This window comes from Candidatus Bathyanammoxibius amoris (genome assembly GCA_024451685.1).
GTDB classification, from domain to species: Bacteria; Planctomycetota; Brocadiia; order Brocadiales; family Bathyanammoxibiaceae; genus Bathyanammoxibius; species Bathyanammoxibius amoris.
In genome coordinates this window covers 14,963-32,611 of record JAMXCW010000006.1, presented here as the reverse complement: position 1 = coordinate 32,611, position 17,649 = coordinate 14,963, and the positions used below count along the sequence as shown (strand labels likewise).

The 17,649-nt window shown below is 52.5% G+C and carries 15 protein-coding genes; 7 read left to right on the top strand and 8 right to left on the bottom strand.

The features are described 5' to 3' along the window. The first annotated feature begins 21 nt into the window (after positions 1-21). From rpsO to NOU37_04990, 6 genes are all read left to right on the top strand, one after another. Complete coding sequence (gene rpsO / locus NOU37_05015; GenBank protein MCQ4574588.1) at positions 22-300, top strand: 30S ribosomal protein S15; 279 nt, start codon at positions 22-24, stop codon at positions 298-300. A 70-nt stretch (positions 301-370) separates the two neighbouring features. Beyond that, positions 371-2,479: a polyribonucleotide nucleotidyltransferase gene (gene pnp / locus NOU37_05010; GenBank protein ID MCQ4574587.1), complete on the top strand. Its 2,109-nt coding sequence runs from the start codon at positions 371-373 to the stop codon at positions 2,477-2,479. A 151-nt stretch (positions 2,480-2,630) separates the two neighbouring features. Then, positions 2,631-2,846 carry a cold shock domain-containing protein gene (locus tag NOU37_05005; protein ID MCQ4574586.1) on the top strand — a complete coding sequence of 72 codons (216 nt, stop codon included), beginning with the start codon at positions 2,631-2,633 and terminating at the stop codon, positions 2,844-2,846. A gap of 36 nt (positions 2,847-2,882) precedes the next feature. Next, positions 2,883-3,728, top strand: coding sequence for an ATP-binding protein (locus NOU37_05000; protein MCQ4574585.1), 846 nt, complete (start codon positions 2,883-2,885; stop codon positions 3,726-3,728). An 8-nt stretch (positions 3,729-3,736) separates the two neighbouring features. Next, entirely contained in the window at positions 3,737-5,104 is a 1,368-nt protein-coding gene (locus NOU37_04995) for a sigma-54 dependent transcriptional regulator (GenBank protein MCQ4574584.1), read from the top strand. 179 nt (positions 5,105-5,283) lie between these two features. Beyond that, positions 5,284-7,038: an adenosylcobalamin-dependent ribonucleoside-diphosphate reductase gene (locus NOU37_04990; protein ID MCQ4574583.1), complete on the top strand. Its 1,755-nt coding sequence runs from the start codon at positions 5,284-5,286 to the stop codon at positions 7,036-7,038. 13 nt (positions 7,039-7,051) lie between these two features. On the opposite strand, the gene NOU37_04985 is transcribed toward NOU37_04990, so the two are convergent. The 7 genes from NOU37_04985 to NOU37_04955 form a co-directional block, all read right to left on the bottom strand. Further along, positions 7,052-8,536: a B12-binding domain-containing radical SAM protein gene (locus tag NOU37_04985; GenBank protein ID MCQ4574582.1), complete on the bottom strand. Its 1,485-nt coding sequence runs from the start codon at positions 8,534-8,536 to the stop codon at positions 7,052-7,054. 86 nt (positions 8,537-8,622) lie between these two features. Then, complete coding sequence (locus NOU37_04980; GenBank protein ID MCQ4574581.1) at positions 8,623-10,107, bottom strand: B12-binding domain-containing radical SAM protein; 1,485 nt, start codon at positions 10,105-10,107, stop codon at positions 8,623-8,625. A 143-nt stretch (positions 10,108-10,250) separates the two neighbouring features. After that, positions 10,251-11,114 carry a universal stress protein gene (locus tag NOU37_04975; GenBank protein MCQ4574580.1) on the bottom strand — a complete coding sequence of 288 codons (864 nt, stop codon included), beginning with the start codon at positions 11,112-11,114 and terminating at the stop codon, positions 10,251-10,253. A gap of 33 nt (positions 11,115-11,147) precedes the next feature. Next, positions 11,148-12,155: an acetylserotonin O-methyltransferase gene (locus NOU37_04970; GenBank protein ID MCQ4574579.1), complete on the bottom strand. Its 1,008-nt coding sequence runs from the start codon at positions 12,153-12,155 to the stop codon at positions 11,148-11,150. A 138-nt stretch (positions 12,156-12,293) separates the two neighbouring features. Beyond that, positions 12,294-13,496, bottom strand: coding sequence for a radical SAM protein (locus NOU37_04965; GenBank protein MCQ4574578.1), 1,203 nt, complete (start codon positions 13,494-13,496; stop codon positions 12,294-12,296). A gap of 99 nt (positions 13,497-13,595) precedes the next feature. Continuing rightward, the gene (locus NOU37_04960; protein ID MCQ4574577.1) at positions 13,596-13,808 is read right to left on the bottom strand and encodes a glutaredoxin family protein; all 213 of its coding nucleotides are present in this window, start codon (positions 13,806-13,808) and stop codon (positions 13,596-13,598) included. 163 nt (positions 13,809-13,971) lie between these two features. Further along, entirely contained in the window at positions 13,972-14,922 is a 951-nt protein-coding gene (locus tag NOU37_04955; GenBank protein MCQ4574576.1) for a tetratricopeptide repeat protein, read from the bottom strand. Positions 14,923-15,339: 417 nt separating this feature from the next. Between NOU37_04955 and tilS the strand changes: the two genes are divergently transcribed. Then, positions 15,340-16,791, top strand: coding sequence for a tRNA lysidine(34) synthetase TilS (gene tilS, locus NOU37_04950; GenBank protein ID MCQ4574575.1), 1,452 nt, complete (start codon positions 15,340-15,342; stop codon positions 16,789-16,791). Positions 16,792-16,871: 80 nt separating this feature from the next. On the opposite strand, the gene NOU37_04945 is transcribed toward tilS, so the two are convergent. Then, positions 16,872-17,597: an XRE family transcriptional regulator gene (locus NOU37_04945; GenBank protein MCQ4574574.1), complete on the bottom strand. Its 726-nt coding sequence runs from the start codon at positions 17,595-17,597 to the stop codon at positions 16,872-16,874. Between the last annotated feature and the right edge of the window lie 52 nt (positions 17,598-17,649).

Genomic DNA, 17,649 nt, shown 5'->3' with positions numbered 1-17,649 from the left:
GCATCTTGAAGGATACAGTTGATGGGAATTGATAAGGAACGTAAGGCGGAAGTAATTAAGGACCTTAAGACTCACCCGGACGACACAGGCTCCCCAGAGGTTCAGATTGCCATCCTTACCGCTCGTATAAACCATTTGAGCGGCCACCTCAAAGACCATAAGAAAGACCACACCTCTCGCAGGGGACTCCTGCAAATGGTTGGCAGGCGGTCTTCTCTCCTGAAATACCTCGGTAAGAAGAATAAAGAGAGATATAAGCAGGTAATCAGCAAGCTGGGAATTCGCGAAAAGAGCCTTTAGTTAATTAATGTGAAGTATTTTTTTGTCAAGTGAAGACAGGTAGGAAGAAAGGGTAGGAAGAAGAGAAAATATGGCTATACACAAGGTGGAAAAGTCTATAGGTGGCAGAACGCTGAGTATTGAATCGAACAGGATGGCCAAGCAGGCGGACGGTGCAGTTGTAGTTAAATATGGTGGTACCGTAGTCCTGGTGACCGCGGTGTCCGGGCGGGAAAGAGATATCGATTTTTTGCCCCTTACCGTTGATTACAGGGAGAGGACCTATGCGGCGGGAAAGTTTCCCGGGGGTTTCTATAAAAGGGAAGGAAGGCCCAGCGCAAAAGAGATACTTACCATGAGGATGATAGACAGGCCGACAAGACCGCTGTTTCCTAAGACATACCGCAAGGACTTACAAGTAATGGGTGTTGTACTTTCCGTGGATAAAGAAAACAATCCGGACATATTGGCAATGATAGGCGCCTCTGCCGCCCTTTGTGTCTCCTCAATCCCCTTTTCTGGCCCGGTGGGTTCAGTCAGGGTGGGGAGAGTAAACGGAGAGTTTGTCTTAAACCCCACTAGCGAGGAACTCCAGTCCAGCGACCTGAACCTGGTACTTTCAGGAACGGAGGACGGCATGCTGATGGTGGAGGCGGGGGCGAAGGAGATGTCTGAAGAAGACATTCTGCAGGCGCTTGTCTTTGCCGAGCTGGGGGTTAAGGACATAGTGCAGTTGCAGAAAGAACTGATAGACCTGTGTGGCAAAGAGAAGCAGCAGGTGATGGCCGAGCCTGAAAAAGACGAAGAAATCCATAAAGCCATCTGGGAAGAGGCCTATGACCAGGTGAAGGAGAAGAGCCTGACACCGGGAAAGCACGCAAGAGATGATGCGCTGGGCGAGATACAGAATGCCATCGTAGAAAAATACTCTCAGGGTGACGACGCCAGGATTACGGGAACAGAGATAAGTGAGTTATTCGACGAGATGGAGTGTAAGGCCGTCAGGGAACAGATAATAAACGAGAACAAGAGGGTGGACGGCCGGGGGCTTGATGAGATAAGGCCCATTACCTGTGAGGTGGGTGTTCTTCCCATGACCCATGGTTCGGCGCTGTTTACGCGGGGAGAGACGCAGGCCCTGGTGGTGGTTACTCTTGGCACTTCTATGGATGAGCAGAAGGTAGACGGGCTGGATGAGCCGTATACAAAGAAGTTTATGCTCCACTATAATTTCCCCCCGTTCAGCGTGGGAGAGGTGAAAAACGTCTTCTCCGTATCCAGGAGAGAGATCGGCCACGGCAACCTGGCGGAGGCCGCGCTAGAGGCCGTGATGCCCGACCATGAGAAATTCTCTTACACCGTCCGCGTGGTGTCAGACGTACTGGAGTCCAATGGCTCTTCATCTATGGCCAGCGTATGTGGTGGCACGCTTTGTTTGATGGATGCGGGCGTGCCGATAAAGGACCCTGTGGCGGGGATAGCTATGGGGCTGGCAAAGGAGGGTGACGAAGTGCGCATCCTTTCCGACATCCTGGGCACGGAGGACCATTTTGGCGACATGGACTTCAAGGTGGCCGGAACGCAGAGGGGTATCACCGCCCTTCAGATGGACTTAAAGATACCCTGGCTCGATGAAGACGTAATGAAGAAGGCCCTGGAGCAGGCGAAAGAGGGCAGGATTCACATACTTAAAGAGATGTTGAAGGTCCTGGACAGTCCCAGAGAAGAGATTTCCGAGCATGCGCCGAGACTGTTGCGGATAAAGATAAATCCGGATAAGATTGGCGCCGTGATAGGCCCGGGCGGCAAGGTCGTCAAGAAAATCCAGGAAGAGACGGGCGCCAGAGTGGAGATAGAAAATGACGGCACCGTGACCATATCATCCGTATCAGCGGAGGCCGCCGAGACGGCAAGAGAGACCATCGAGAAAATAACGGAAGAGGTGCAGGTAGGGAAGATCTACCAGGGGAAGGTTTCTTCCATAAAAGAATACGGTGCGTTTGTGGAAGTCCTTCCCGGTCAGGACGGACTCCTTCATATATCTGAGATGTCAGACGAATATGTTGGAAAGGTTGACGACGTGCTGAAGGTAGGGCAGGAGATAGAGGTGAAGGTCATCGGAATCGATGACCAGAAACGTATAAGGCTTTCGAGGAAGGCAATATTGAAAGAGCGGGAAGCCAGTACTTCTGTAAGCTGACAGACCCGACCAGGGGGGTTCTTCTTGTTTTAAACCGTTTTTAACTATTTCTATACAGGAGGTGCGAAAATATAAAGGGAGGCAGGTCTTTTTGCTTATGGTCTTTTAATTTTTGTTATTTTTGATATTTTCAAGAATTAAGGAGATTAGAATGGCTACAAGGGTCACCGGTAAGGTAAAGTGGTTTGATGCAAAAAAAGGATTTGGTTTCATCGAACACGAAGGGGGCAAAGACGTTTTTGTTCATTATTCTAGCATCAATGGAGATGGTTTCAGGACCCTTGAAGATGGCGAGAACGTAGAGTTTGACCTTATAGATAGTGACAAAGGACTTCAGGCCCAGAACGTTACCAGGGTAGCGTCGTAGTATCTTCTGTTTGTTAGATGAGCCAGGGGGTATTAATTGCCAAAGAATACCCCCTTGCTCAAGCCTTACATAGGCACGTATGTGATGGATAAAAGTTTCTTCATCGTAGCTGTTATAATAACGGTAGCGGCGTTTTCTTACGTCCTTTACCGAAGAAGAAGTCTTAAGAGTAATATACTTAAAACCGGAAAGAAATTGCGTCATCCACCTCCATCTCTCGACACTCTGGCCCTCGGGCTAGCGCACGAGATTAGGAATCCCCTGAGCATACTGAGTGTTAATCTGCAGCTACTCGAAGAAGAGGTCGGTGACGGCACAAACAACCGTGGAGAGGTTGTAAAGAAAAAGGTTCAGGACCTTCAGCGAGAGGTGCAAAGGTTAGAGGAGGTTGTGAGCGACTTCCTGCGCTTTGCACATGAAGAGCGTCCGAGGTTTGCGGAACACGACGTGAACAAAGTGGTGGACGAGGTGGTTGATTTTATTGCCCCCGAGGCCAGAAGGAACAATATTGTCATAGACAGGTGTTATGAAACTTCCATACCGCCTGTGAAGTTGGATGCGAATTTGATAAAACAGGCGCTTCTGAACATGATGATTAACGCCCAGCAGGCGATGTCTGGAGGGGGTAAACTTTCCATACGCACCGCGCGCAAGAACGACAGCCTTCAGATTGAGGTGACCGACACCGGGAGCGGTATCCGCAGTACGGACTTCGGGAAAATATTTGAGGTCTACTATTCCACGAAAAATAACGGGACGGGGCTCGGTCTGCCTACTGTCGAGCGTATTGTCGAAGAACACGGTGGTACGGTATCTGTTAATAGTGAAGAGGGTAAGGGGAGTAGTTTCATCGTCCAGTTGCCCTTGAGGAGGAGTTGTTAAGAGGTTCTATGGGATATAAGGCCAGGATATTAGTCGTTGACGATGAGGCCGCGCACGCAAGGGCTACCGCGGAGAGCCTGGAGAAGGTGGGCTACAAATGCGTTGTGGCTACAGGGGGACGGGAGGCTCTCGGCCACCTGCGGCAGGAAGATATAGACATAGTGGTAACCGACCTTGTAATGAGAGACGTGGACGGCATGGAGATACTCAGGGCGGCCAGGGAACACGTTCCCGACGTCCGTGTCGTCATGGTTACCGGATACGGCACCGTGGAGACGGCCGTTAAGGCCATGCAAAACGGTGCGGTTACGTTTCTCAGTAAGCCGGTTAATATCCATCAACTCAGAATGGTTGCGGATGAAATAGTTAAGAAGCAGTCTGTTGCAAGAAATGAGGCTGAAGGAGGGGGGGCCAAACCAGGCCAAAGACATGCGAGCGGTCTTCCCGGCATTATCGGGAAATGTGCCAGCATGGAGCGCACTTTGGGCGTTGTAAGGCGGATCGCCTCGACGAATGCGACTGTTCTTATCACGGGTGAAAGCGGTACCGGGAAGGAACTCATAGCCAGGGCCATTCATAATTGCAGTCCCAGGAGGAACAGTGTCTTTGTGGCGCTGAATTCTGCTGCCATTCCCGAGGGGCTTCTGGAGAGCGAACTATTTGGCCATGAACGTGGCGCGTTTACCGGGGCCGTGGCCAGGAGGAAGGGGAAGTTTGAGTACGCTCATGGCGGGACGCTCTTCCTGGACGAGATAGGAGACATGCCCCTTTCGGCACAGGCAAAACTCCTCAGAATCGTGGATGACGGAAAGGTTATCAAAGTCGGCAGCAACGAGCCGGTTCTCGTTGACGTCAGAATAATCGCCGCTACCAATCAGAACCTTGAGGGACTGTTGAAGGAGAAGAAGTTTAGAGAGGACCTGTATTTCAGGCTCAACGTAGTCTGTCTCAAGTTGCCGCCCCTGAGGGAGCGTAAAGAAGATATACCCCACCTGGCAGAGGCCTTTATTAAAGAATATTCGCGGACGTATGGTAAACAGGTATATTCCCTGACACCTGAGGTTAGAAAGAGATTTCTCCAGTACTCCTGGCCCGGCAACGTAAGAGAACTAAAAAATTGTATCGAGAGTATGGTGGTGCTGGCGCAAGGTGACACCCTTGGTGTGGAAGATATCCCCGGCCACGTTTTTCCGGATGACGCGGGGAAGGTGTGCCAGCAGGAACCGCTGGCGGGAATGTCTCTTGAGGAGATGGAACGAGACCTTATAAAAAACACGCTGGCCTCAGCCAAGGGCAACAGAGGCGTATCTGCCAAACTCCTTGGCATAGGCGAGCGCACACTCTACAGAAAGCTCGACAAATACGGCCTCAAATAACCTCTTTACTTGAGAACCCACCTTACCCTTACCTCTCCTTATCATTTCTCAGATAGAGCGACGTCTTCCTTGGAAAACCCTCGTGTCTTTGTCCGTTGCATTTTCAAGCATACAACATATAGACATTTATATCCGGCATCGCTACACTATGTAGTTGAGGGTTGTGTGAGAATCGTGTTATGGGAAAAAAGTCCGAGAAAATAGAACTATCTCCAACAGGTCTGCTGATACTAAAGAAGAGGTACCTGAGGAAGGACGGGCAGGGCCGCTGTATAGAGTCTCCGGAGGAGATGTTCAGGCGGGTGGCCCGCAATGCGGCCGGCGCGAACGCCCTTTACGGGGAGGACCCCCGGGAGGCTGAAGCGGCCTTTTACGGTATGATGTCGAGGCTCGAGTTCCTGCCCAACTCGCCCACGCTTATGAACGCCGGCAGGAGGCTCCAGCAGTTGGCGGCGTGTTTTGTGCTGCCCGTGGAGGATTCTATCGAGCATATATTCGACATGGTAAAGTTTTCCGCCCTCATCCACCAGAGCGGAGGGGGGACGGGGTTTTCCTTTTCCAGACTCAGGCCGAAGAATGATATAGTCAGCACCTCAGGGGGGCCCGCCAGCGGCCCGGTCTCCTTTATCAGGATATTCAACGAGGCCACGGAGGTCATTAACCAGGGCGGATTCCGCCGGGGCGCCAACATGGCCGTCCTCCACGTTACACACCCCGACATACTGGAATTCATAGATTGTAAGAACCGTCAGGGAGTCCTTACCAACTTCAACGTCTCTGTGGGTGTGACGGATGCCTTCATGAAGGCGGTGGAGGATGACGGGGAATATGGGCTCATTAATCCCCGCACGGGGAAGACGGTGAAGAAGCTCAGGGCCAGAGAGGTCTTTGACAGGCTTGTGGAGGAGGCGTGGAAGACGGGCGAGCCGGGGATACTCTTCCTTGATACCATAAACGCCTCTAACCCTACCCCTGAGCTGGGCGCAATAGAGAGCACAAACCCGTGCGGCGAGCAACCGCTCCTGCCGTACGAGTCCTGCGTGCTGGGTTCGGTGAATCTCTCCGGGATGTTGAAGGACGGTGACGGTAAAAGACCCGGAGTTGACTGGGACAGGCTCAGGGAAGTTATAAGATGGGGGCTGTACTTCCTTGACAACGTCATAGACGTAAATAAGTATCCGCTGCCGCAGGTTGAGGAGATGAGCAAGGGCAACAGGAAGATAGGGCTTGGTGTCATGGGCTTTGCCGACATGCTGGTGAAGATGGGCATTCCTTATGATTCTGAAGAGGCCCTTGGTGCGGCTGAGGAGTTGATGAAGTTCTTCTCCGGTGAGGCCAACGCCGCGTCAATCGAGCGGGCGGAAAAGCGGGGTGTATTCCCCAACTTCTCGCGGAGTATATACGATAAAGCGGGCGGGCCCCGCTACAGAAACGTCTCCCGCACCACTATCGCCCCGACCGGCACCATCAGCATCATAGCCGGTTGCTCCAGCGGTATAGAGCCGATATTCGCCTTTTCCTTCGGCAGGCGCATCCTGGACGAGGAGTTTATCCCTGAGGTCTACGATTTGTTTGTTGAGACGGCGCACCGGGAGGGGTTTTACTCCGACAGGCTTATGGAAGAAATCTCAAAAGAGGGTTCCATCCAGTCTATCCCTTACATACCCGACGGGACAAAACGGGTCTTTGTGACCGCCAGGGACATCCCCGCGGAGTGGCACGTCAGGATGCAGGCGGCGTTTCAGAAGTACACGGACAATGCGGTATCGAAGACCATAAATTTCTCTTCCGCCACGTCAAAGAAGGAGGTGGAAAAGACGTTTATGCTTGCCTACGAGAGCAGATGCAAGGGGATAACCATCTACAGGGATAAGAGCCGGATATCCCAGGCCCTTGCGCTTGAGTGTGAGTGCGAGGTAGAGACAGTCAATTAAAAAGGCATGGGGGCTACAGGTATTCGTTTACCTTGCGGAACTTCTCCATGTCCTCTTCGTATGCCTTCCTTTCCGTCTTCCACCAGACATCCAGCTTCTTCCTGAAGATCTTATACTTCCTGTAGTAATAGCCCGGGCCCATCAGTTTCCGGTATATGGGTGATGGTTCCGCCATCAGGAAAAATTCACGGTGGAGCTTCCATCTGAGAAAGGAGAGCTCATCTGCCGGGATGTGTTTTGTCCTGACATTGACCCAGAATCCGTTGTATTTTGCGAAATCGTAGGGGTTTGTCACGAGGCCGGCATCCATAAGTTCTTTCCTTATCCCCGTTTTGGGGTATGGGGTCAGCATCTGGTCCAGGTAGGCATCTACGCCGTATTCCCTGAAGAACTCGTAGTTTTCCCTGACATCCTCGCATGTATCGTCAGGGTTTCCGACGATCATCCCACCGATTATTAATATATTGGCGTCATGGAGGTATTTTATGGCTTTCTTGCTGTATTCTAATATGTCTCCCTTGTTGAGCCGCTCCAGGGTGCGCTTTGAGGCGCTCTCTATACCCAGGAAGACAACCATGAATCCTGCGTCACGCATGGCCTTTGAGAGTTCGGGCGTGGAGGCGATACCCTTGCAGCTTACCTGGGCCCAGTAGTTCATGTCGTTATAGCCTTCTCTGGTTATTGCCCGGCAGAGTTCCGTAAACCTTTTCGGGTTCAGGGTAATGTTGTCGTCTATGAATCCCACCATGTTGCCCCCCGCCTTCCGGATGTCTTCGAGGTCTTCTATCACCCTGGAGATGTCGTAGGTCCTGAAGGTGGTACCGTACATGTGGTGTATGCTGCAGAAGTTGCAGGTAAAGGTGCAGCCCCTTGAGCTCTCGACGACATCAAATTTGTGGAAAAAAGCATTGTAGTCCTTCCATATCCTCTTCGATCTGTCTGGCGGTTTTATGGCCCTTACGTCGAGAAGGGGCCTTCGGTCGTTGTGGCGCCACTCGCCGTTACTCCTGAACGACAACCCCAGGATGGAATCAAAGTCCTTGCGCCCCCCGTCCAGGGTGTCTATCAGCTCGCGGAAGGTTTCTTCACCCTCGCCCCTTATCATGAAGTCGAATAGTCGGCCGTCCTCGCCGGAGAAGTCGAATAGTTTACTGTCGTCATCGCTTCTGGTTTCCGGGGACATGAGCGAGGCGTGGTAGCCGCCCAGGGCCAGTTTGATGTCCTTGTTCATACCCCTTACGAGGCGCGCAATCTTCTTGGCGGTGATGTACTGAAAGGTCATTGATGACAGGCCCACAAGGTCAGGTTTATACTTATCTATTGCGTCACGGACGGCCCCGGGTATGTCGTCTCTTCTGGTGCAGAGGTCTCCCACGTAGACGTTGTGGCCTTCAGAAACGTTGGAGGCCACCGACGTCATGCCGAGGTTGGGTACCTTTATATTCTTTCTGAATATAAGCGGGATAAAGTCCGGCATACTTAGAAGGAGTACATTCATGATGTCTCGGTCCTCAAGTAAAGTCTTTCAATTTTGAGATGTATCGTTTTGTTGGTATTTGCGCGAATGTTTCCCCAGATGGCCAACTACAAAAATTCGTTTACCTTCCGGTATTTCTCCATCTCCTGCTCGTAAACCTTCCGTTCTGTGTTCCACCAGGCGCCCAGCCTCTTTCTGAAGATTTTGTAGTTCCTGTAGTAGTAGCCTGCTCCCATATATTTTCTGTACAGGGGTGAGGGACTGGCGAGCACGAAGTAGTCGCGGTGCAACTTCCATCTGAGAAAGGAGAGCTCGTCTTCCGAGAGGTGTTTTGTCCTTACATTGGTCCAATATCCGTTATATTTCGTGAAATCGTAAGGATTTGTGACAAGGCCGGCCTTCATGAGTTCTTCCCTTATCCCTGTCTTAGGGTACGGGGTCAGTATCTGGTCGAAGTATACGTCTATGCCCTGGTCTTTAAAGAATTCGAAGTTCTCCTCAAGGTCCGCGACTGTGTCCTCAGGGTTGCCGACGATCATCCCGCCGATTACGATTAACCCGGCGTCATGGAGGTATTTTATGGCCTTCTTGCTGTATTCTAATATGTCTCCCTTGTTGAGCTGCTCAAGGTTGCGCTTTGAGACGTTCTCTATCCCCAGGAAGACCATCTTAAAACCGGCGGCCTTCATGGCCTTTGAGAGTTCCGGCACGGAGGCGATACCCTTGGAGCTCACCTGCGCCCAGTAGTAAATGTCATTATGTTTTTCCTTAATCATCGCCTCGCAGATTTCCAAAAATCTTTTCGGGTTCAGGGTGATGTTGTCGTCTATAAACAGGACGATATTGCCCTTCACGCTCTTGACGTCTTCAAGGTCCTCCATCACCCTTGAGATGTCAAAGGTCCTGAATGAGGTGCCGTACATGTGTTGCATGCTGCAGAAGTTGCAGGTAAAGGTGCAGCCCCTGGAACTCTCAGTGGTGTCAAAGTTGTAGCCCCAGTAGCTGTAGTCATTCCATATCCTCGTTGACCTTTTGGCCAATTTTATGGTCTTTACGTCCAGAAGGGGTCTTTGGGCGTTATGGTGCCACTCGCCGTTGGACCTGTATGACAGCCCCATGATGGAATTAAAGTCCTTGTTCCCCCCGTCCATGGCGTCTACAAGCTCACGGAAGTTGACCTCTCCCTCACCCCTTACCACGAAGTCGAACAGCCGGCCGTCCTCGCCGGAGAAATCGAATAACTTGCTGTCATCTTCGGTCTTGAGTTCCGGGGACATGAGTGTGGCATGGTAGCCGCCCAGGGCCAGTTTTATGTCCTTATTCATGCCCTTTATGAGCCGTGCTATCTTCTTGGCGGTGTTGTACTGGAAGGTCATTGAGGAAATCCCCACAAGATGGGGTTTATACTCCTCTATTGCGTCCCTGACGGCCCCCGGCACGTCGTCTCTCTTAGTGCACAGGTCTCCCACATAAACGTTGTGGCCTTCAGAGAGGTTGGTGGCGATCGATGTCAGGCCGAGGCATGGGACCTTTACGCCCCACTGCAACAGGAAGGGAAAAGAATCCGGCATACTTAGAAGTAGTATGTTCATTAAGAAATCCCGGTGTCTGGTGATTGTCTGGATTTATGACTTAAAGCTTTTGAAGCAAGAATTAAAACAGTTTACGTTGTTTGTGTCAAGGCTTTCATAAGATGGACGGTGTATGTAACTTAGGTGTATAGCGGCTGCGGCAGTTACGCCACGAGCAGAATGGGACATTTCGCATTCTCGAGTACGTTCAGGGTAGTGCTTCCAAAAATCAACTCCTTGATGCGGTTCATCCCAAAGGCGCCCATCACGATAAGCCCGGCGTCTGTCTTACCTGCGTGTGCCGAGATGGCCTCCCATGGCCTTCCGGACTCCATGAAAAAGGACGCCTTAAGCCCGTGCGGAGTCAGGTATTCTCCGGCCTCCCGCTGGGGTTCGGCCGCATCCTCCGGGTTGTCGACTACGGTAAGGACGTCTATAGTCTTTGAGGCCTGCAGCTCGGCGATCATTGCCCCGGCCTCTATGGCCCGTTGAGAGGCCTCGCTGCCGTCGTATGCGACGAGTATGTGTGTGCCACGCCGGGTGCCCTCGGGCACTACCATGACCGGTCTCGCAGATTTGTGGAGCAGGGCCAGGGTTATCGAGCCGGGGGTGTGCGCCTCGGGCTTCCGGGTGTGTTTACCGCGACGGCCGATAACCACCAGGTCCACCGTCCTGGCCGCCTCGATTATCAGCTCACCCACCTCGCCACGAACCACCTTAAACGTGCCTTTAACGCCCTGGGCCTTGCACTCGGTGTCAAAGCAATTCTTAATCCCTTTTTCCTCCAGCGCGGCACGGTTTTCTTCCTCAACCAGCTCTTCAGGAGGCAGCGGTACGTTGGTGGTCGGCGCCGCGCCTATTGCCCCGGCGATGGCCGTCGAGGTGGGGACGTAAACGAAACGCCACTTGTCCACCACAAAAAGGCCGCGCACCTCGGCCCCGGCAGCCTTCCCCAGCGCAACGGCGTTTGCAAGGGCGGAAAATGACGCCTCAGACCCGTCAAGTGGTGCAAGGATACTTTTTATCATGTTGATTCCCTTTTCTTTGTTTATTAGATGGCTTTAGCTGCGCTGCGCCGTTACGACGGAGATGTCACGGGGCAGCGAACGTCGAGACCACTTAACAGACTTAAAACCCGCGTCCTTCAGCCAGGCCTTTATCTCTTCGAAAGAGTACGTCCTGCCTTCCTCCGTGAAAACGAGCATACAGAGGGCGAAGGTAGAGGCAAAACCGGGTTGAGTCTTATCCTCTTTTAATATAAAATCCTGGATTATTATCTTCCCACCGGGGTTCAGGGTGTCATAAATCCTCTTCATTAGAGCGGCATTGGCCTCCGGCCCTTCACTGTGGATGATATGGGAAAGGAATGCCGTGTCAAAGCCCTTTGGCAGTTGCTCATTGTAATCGCCTTCCTGCAGGGTGACCCTGCGGGACATTTTGTATCTGGAAACAACGTCCTTCGTTACCTCCAGGGTGCCGGGCAGGTCAAAAATAGTTGCCTTCAGCCGCGGGTTGGCCTTACAGAAGAATATAGAGTAGGTGCCGGGACCGCCGCCTACGTCGAGGAGTGTTCTGGCCCCGTTCAGGTCCATGAGAGAGGCCAAATCCTCTGCGTGGCCCATTGCGGTGTTGTGCATGGCCATGATGAACGTACGGGTTTCCTCCTTGTCTTCCTGAAACATGTCGTGCCGTTGCGCGGGTCTTCCGGTTCGGATGGATTTCTCCAGGCCGCTCCAGCCCGCCCACATGGTCTCGTGAAAGCGGAGTATGTCCCCGATATAGTAATCTTTTCCCTCAAGGAACACCTCCCGGCCACAGCGGGTGTTAGAGTAGCGCCCCCCTTTTTTGTTAACGTAACCCATGCCGGCCAGGGCATCCAGAAGGAGCCTGGTCCCGTGGCTGCTGGCGCCCATGGAGCTTGCCAGTTCATCCGGCGATTTACTGCCCGTACCGATGTGATTGAATATGTCCAACTTGGCTGCCGTCATAAGGGCCTTGGCATTGAAGAAGACATAACCGGTCTTAAGCGCATTGTCCCTGTAACGTCTCAGCGCGGCTGTCTTTTGCAATATATTTCCACCTTGTCTTGGATAGATGATAGATTGAAAAAAATCTCTCTCCCCGCCATGGCCGGTTTCTGTGAAAGCAGCAGGAGTAGTGGAAGGGTAACCGGGACACAACCCCTCATGCGGACCCCCTTCTTTTGATTAACCTTTCTTTCTCAGGGCCTTTGGGGTGTATATGCAATAAGGTTCCTCTGCCATATAATCTCCGGTCTCATAGAACGCCCTCGCGCGGCAGCCCTCACATATCTTTTTATATTCGCAGGCCCCGCATTTTCCACCGAGCAGGTCCACGTTGCGCATCCGGGCGAAGACCTTTGAGTTGTGCCAAATATCCACAAGGTTCTCTGTGCGCACGTTGCCTGAGGTGACGGGGAGATACCCGCAGGGGAAAACCTCCCCCTTGTGCGACACAAAACATACGCCGGTTCCCGCAAGACACCCCCTGGTTATGGCTGCCATTGCCCCCGGCGCGCTGCCGGGATGTCCACCACCTGGGTGTCCACCGCCCGGATGCCCTCCCGGGTGTCCACCGCCTGAGTGTCTGCCCCCAGGTGTCATAGAAGGGTCGTTGGGCATCCCCAGCTCCGCCGCCTTCTCCCTTACGATCCTGAAATAGTGTGGCGCACAGGTGGCCTTTGTCTGAATCTTCGCCTCCCTTGCCAGGTCGTAGAACAGGTGCAGGCTTTCTTCATACTTTTCGGCGCTCAGCATCATGTCTTCGGCAATCTCTACTCCACAGCCCACGGGCACCAGCATAAATATATGAAGCGCGTCTGCGCCAAGCGAGACGGCCAGGTTATAGATGTCCCTGAGCTGGTGGACGTTGTGCTTTGCGATGGTGGAGTTTACCTGCATGCTCATGCCGAGCTTTTTGAGGTGTTTAAAGCCCTCGGTGGCCCGGTCAAACGAGCCGGGGAGTTTTCGGAATTCGTCATGTGTCTTTGCGTCCGCGCCGTCAAAGCTGATGGCTACACGCTGCACCCCGGCGTCTACAATCTGCCTTGCAATGGGCTCATCAACCAGTGTGCCGTTGGTCGCAAGGGCCAGCTTGAGACCCCTGGACCTCGCGTAGCGGCCTATTTCGAAGATGTCGGGACGGTAGAGGGGTTCTCCGCCACTCAGGACCAGTATCGGGCTGCCCAGGGTTGCCAGGTTGTCTATAAAAGAGAACGCCTCCTCGGTGCTGAGGTCGTCCTTGGCCAATTCCTTCATGACGTCCAGCCTGCGGCAGTGGATGCACTCAAGGTTACATGCGGCGGTTGTTTCCCAGAATAAAAGCCGCAGTTGGAATTTTTCTGCGGGTCTCCCGGCGGCCTCCCGTACCGGGGCAACTTCTTCTTTCATGTATCGTTTCCCTCCCCCGCCGTGTCTGGTAAATACTGTCTTTGGCGGGCCCCAATGCCTCCAGTTGCCGGTAACCTACCGGCAGGGTCTCTAGACCCCTCAGGTGCCCCCAAAACCGACGGTTACCTTCTCTCCTTCCACGATGACCGGCACCTCCCTTCGGCCAGAGGAAAGCTCCAACATCCGGCTCATCGCCTGCGGTTCCTCTTTTACGTTTATATAGTTTACGGAAAAGCCGCGCCCGGCGTAGTCGTCTCTTGCGCCAGTTGTGTAAGGACAGTCATCCTTCCCGTATATGGTTACCTCTGCCATATCACCGCTCCTTTATGTCCACAATTTGTGTCCATGGCCTTACGGCGCTTTTGTAATCGGGTCATTTCGTTGCTTTGTTATAATACCATATTCTGTGGGATTTTATGGCATTAAAAGGATGCCGGACGGCTTGGCGGGCACCTATCGTTTCGCATGCTTATGGTTACCGCCGTCTCCTCCATAGGAAGATTAAGCAGACCAGTACGACGAGGGCTATCCAGACCTGTGCCACAAGCGTGTATGCGACGAGGCCCACAAATATCTTGCCTACAGGTGAGCTGTTCCATATGGCTTTCAGACCCCCCCTTTTTTCCTTCTTTTTCTTGGCCGCCTCTTTTTTAGACTTCTCTTTTTTGGCGGCCTTCCTTTTAAATCGCTTTTCGGCCGCTTTCTCTATCCTTTTTCTTTCCTTTTCTGCTATCTTTTTGTCACGGCGTTCCTTTTCCGCTCCATCCTTTGATGTGCGAGAGCCATCTTCCGTCCACGCCCTGCTTTCCAGTTGTCTGTCTCCCGGTTTTTTGTCCCAAGCCCTGGATTCAAGTTTTCTGCCCGCAGGCTTGTCCTCCCATTTCCTGCTTTCAAGTTTCCTGTCCGCAGGCTTCTTTTCCCATTTCCTGCCTTCAAGCTGCCTGCTTTCCTCCGTCTCCTCTTCTTTGGCCCGGGTTGCCTTACGACGGACTTTCTTGCCTGCCTTTTTTGCCGTGCGGGATTTTCCTCCCTTGCTTAAGGTGTTGTAATTCTCAAACTCCTTCTTCGCCTCATCCTTATTGCCCAGCCTTCGGTGGGCCAGGCCCATGGCGTAATGCACTTTGGCGTAGTCTGGTTTTATTGCGGTCACTTTATTGTAGTGCTCCAGTGCCTTTTTGTAATTCTTCTTGAGAAAGTAGGAGTTGCCCAGGCCAAAAAGTGAAGAGGCGTCATTGGCGTTGTGTTCAAGGGCCTTGTTGAACTCTACGATTGCATTGTCATATTTGCCGGCGCTGTAGAATTTATTGCCCTTGTTGAAATGTTCTATGGCGTCGTCTTTGGTAATGTCATGCTTGGCATGGACGGACGGACTGCACATGAACATGCTTATGGCCGTTAATAGCAGTATTGTCGTTACCTTACGCATGGTTAATTTCTCACGGCTCCCTGTAGTGTCTCAAGGAATTGGGAGCCAAACACATCTGTGGGCTCTATGGCCCCACTTTCAAACCATTCGTTGAAACCGTAGATGGATATCCACAAATCTCCATTTCCATGATTATATCCTCCACGCTTGTACGGAAAAAGTTAAAAATTCAGGGCCTGCGACCCGCCGGACCTGCTGGTGAAGATAAATGCCCCAACATCTTTTTCTTAATAATAATTATTCGGTCAATGCCTCAGGCAGGTTCCTTACAAGGACCTCCGGGCAATTTGTCCCGGACACTATTCTAAGTCGTAAGTGCTTGAAGTCAAATAGGTTCTTTGTCACGGCATGGCCCTGACTTGGCCTTGACTTGCGTCCTCCCCGGGGTTATAGTCCACTTTGCGGGAGGTTTTGGGCGTGAAAACTGTAGAGTTAGAAAATCGGGTAAGAGATACGATTAGACACTACGGCCTGTTGGAGCCGGGGGACGGTGTCGTAGTCGGGGTCTCCGGGGGGCCTGATTCAGTAGCACTGCTGAGTGTGCTTATGGAATTAAATAAATCAACGGGGTGGGGTTGCGGGCTGCATGTGGCCCACGTCAACCACATGCTCCGCGGCGGGGAATCCCGGGAGGACGAGCGCTTTGTGCGAGGCCTGGCCGGGTCGCTGGGCCTTGAGTGTGCCGTGAAGGAGGTGGACGTAAGTGGGTTGTCGTCCCGTGAGAGATGTTCCATAGAGACGGCGGCCAGGAGGGCAAGGTATGAGTTCTTTGAGGAGTTGGCCCGGGAGGTTTCGGCCACACACGTGGCCGTGGGTCATACGGCCGACGATAATGCGGAGACCGTGCTGCATCGCATCATAAGGGGCACGGGTCTTCTGGGGCTGGGCGGCATAAGGCCGCTGCGAACCATATCACCGGGCTCGAAGGTGAAGCTGGTGAGACCGCTGCTTCATGTCTGGAGGGCGGAGATACTTTCGTATCTCAAGGAGAAGCCCCTGAATTATAGAACCGATTCTTCCAACCTGCGCCCCGAAAATAATCTGCGCAACCGCATACGGCTTGAACTCCTCCCGCTGCTTGAGAAGGATTACAACCCGCGGATGAAAGACGCCCTGACAAAGCTGGGCGACATCGCCGGCAGGAGTAATGATTTCCTGCAATCAAGGATAAGCACGATCGTAGGAGCAACCCTGAAACGGGACGAGGCCGGCACCTGTTCATTTGAGGCCGACCTGCTGAAACACCACCCCCCCTTCTTTCAACATTTTTTTCTGAAAGAGGTTTTTTCCAGGATGGGCATGTCGCTCAGGAAGATGGACTACGAACACTACAATAATGTAATTGAGATGGTGGAGGGCGTCACGGAGTGTAAACAGATAGAACTTCCGGGACGATGGACGGCGTGTCTCGAAGGCGAGGAGCTTTGCCTCAGGAAGACTGCCGGGCCATCACGCCCCCGTACGCAATCATTTGAGCCGGTGGAGCTGGTCGTGCCGGGCATAACAAAGTTATTTGACGGAAGGGAAATCAGGGCCGAGATTATTGACGAAAAGATAGAGGACGGCTTCCTCGAAAAGTTTAAGACCGGGAAAACACCCGATGAAGAGATTGTGGACGCCGACAGGGCAGGCAAAAAACTCTACGTCCGCACCCGCAGGGATGGAGACAGGTTCTGGCCCCTGGGCGTGGGCGGCGAGAAGAAGCTTAAGGATTTTTTTATCGACACAAAGACCCCCAGGTGGGAGAGGGATAACGTGGTTATCGTTGCATCAAAAGCCCATCCCGTCTGGGTAGTAGGACTCCGGATAGACGAGAGGGTCAAGGTCACCCCAAAGACCAAGGAGGTTTTGAAGTTGTCAATACGTTGACCGTCAACCCTTCCCATAGTTTTTTATCTGTTGCTGCCGTTTCTATCTTTCGTAGCCCCCGCACCAGAAACCAGTAAGAGTTATTTGTGTTGACAGCAGGTCCACTCAAGCCTGCCGAGTATGGGGTTTGTGCCATTGGCCTTGAAACGGATGGGTTTCGGTGCGTCCGGGTGGTTAATGGTCTCGAACACAAGATGGGTCTTTGTGGTGTTGAGCCGGCGGATAAGGGGCATGTGTTCTACCATGATTACACAGAGTTTTCCGCTAAGGCGTGAAGGAGATTTGAGGGAGCAATCCACTGCGGCTATGATTTCATGGTCCGTCAGTGGTTCCACGCACGTACCCATAACCTTGCAGCAGAATGTGGTCTTCGGTCTCTTGATCCATTTATAAGGCACTACGCAGAAGTCTTCCGGTTTGAAGGTTGTTATGTCGGTGATGGTCTTGGGCAGGTTGCTCACCAGCTCGCTGCCGAGTACGGGTACTGCTACGAAGTCATGCCCTCTCTTGCCGAATTTGCCGCCCCTTAACAAAAGTTCCTTTGTGGTGACTACCTCCATCCTCTTTTGCTGGTAGTCCGCCCGCCTTTCTCCATACCTTGGACCATTCCCTGTCAGTAACCAGTTGGCGGAGACGTTGTACGCCTGTATCAACTGTTCGACTATCCTGACCGTCGGGCGGGTCCTGTCTCGAAGGATGTCGTTTAGATGCCCGGGCGTAAGGCCCAGGGAAGCCGCAAAATTCTTTTGTGAGAGGGCAGTGTCCTTTAGTATCTCTGCCATTCTCTGATTGATATGATTAACCATAAGAGGTTCCCCGGACATAACCTACGTATTATCTACCCTGAATTATACTGTT

What these genes read in the sequence shown, in the direction of transcription:
- rpsO (MCQ4574588.1), top strand. Translation starts at nt 22, where the DNA reads ATGGGAATTGATAAGGAACGTAAGGCGGAAGTAATTAAGGACCTTAAG.
- pnp (MCQ4574587.1), top strand. Translation starts at nt 371, where the DNA reads ATGGCTATACACAAGGTGGAAAAGTCTATAGGTGGCAGAACGCTGAGT.
- NOU37_05005 (MCQ4574586.1), top strand. Translation starts at nt 2,631, where the DNA reads ATGGCTACAAGGGTCACCGGTAAGGTAAAGTGGTTTGATGCAAAAAAA.
- NOU37_04995 (MCQ4574584.1), top strand. Translation starts at nt 3,737, where the DNA reads ATGGGATATAAGGCCAGGATATTAGTCGTTGACGATGAGGCCGCGCAC.
- NOU37_04990 (MCQ4574583.1), top strand. Translation starts at nt 5,284, where the DNA reads ATGGGAAAAAAGTCCGAGAAAATAGAACTATCTCCAACAGGTCTGCTG.
- NOU37_04985 (MCQ4574582.1), bottom strand. Translation starts at nt 8,536, where the DNA reads ATGAATGTACTCCTTCTAAGTATGCCGGACTTTATCCCGCTTATATTC.
- NOU37_04980 (MCQ4574581.1), bottom strand. Translation starts at nt 10,107, where the DNA reads ATGAACATACTACTTCTAAGTATGCCGGATTCTTTTCCCTTCCTGTTG.
- NOU37_04975 (MCQ4574580.1), bottom strand. Translation starts at nt 11,114, where the DNA reads ATGATAAAAAGTATCCTTGCACCACTTGACGGGTCTGAGGCGTCATTT.
- NOU37_04965 (MCQ4574578.1), bottom strand. Translation starts at nt 13,496, where the DNA reads ATGAAAGAAGAAGTTGCCCCGGTACGGGAGGCCGCCGGGAGACCCGCA.
- NOU37_04960 (MCQ4574577.1), bottom strand. Translation starts at nt 13,808, where the DNA reads ATGGCAGAGGTAACCATATACGGGAAGGATGACTGTCCTTACACAACT.
- NOU37_04955 (MCQ4574576.1), bottom strand. Translation starts at nt 14,922, where the DNA reads ATGCGTAAGGTAACGACAATACTGCTATTAACGGCCATAAGCATGTTC.
- NOU37_04945 (MCQ4574574.1), bottom strand. Translation starts at nt 17,597, where the DNA reads ATGGTTAATCATATCAATCAGAGAATGGCAGAGATACTAAAGGACACT.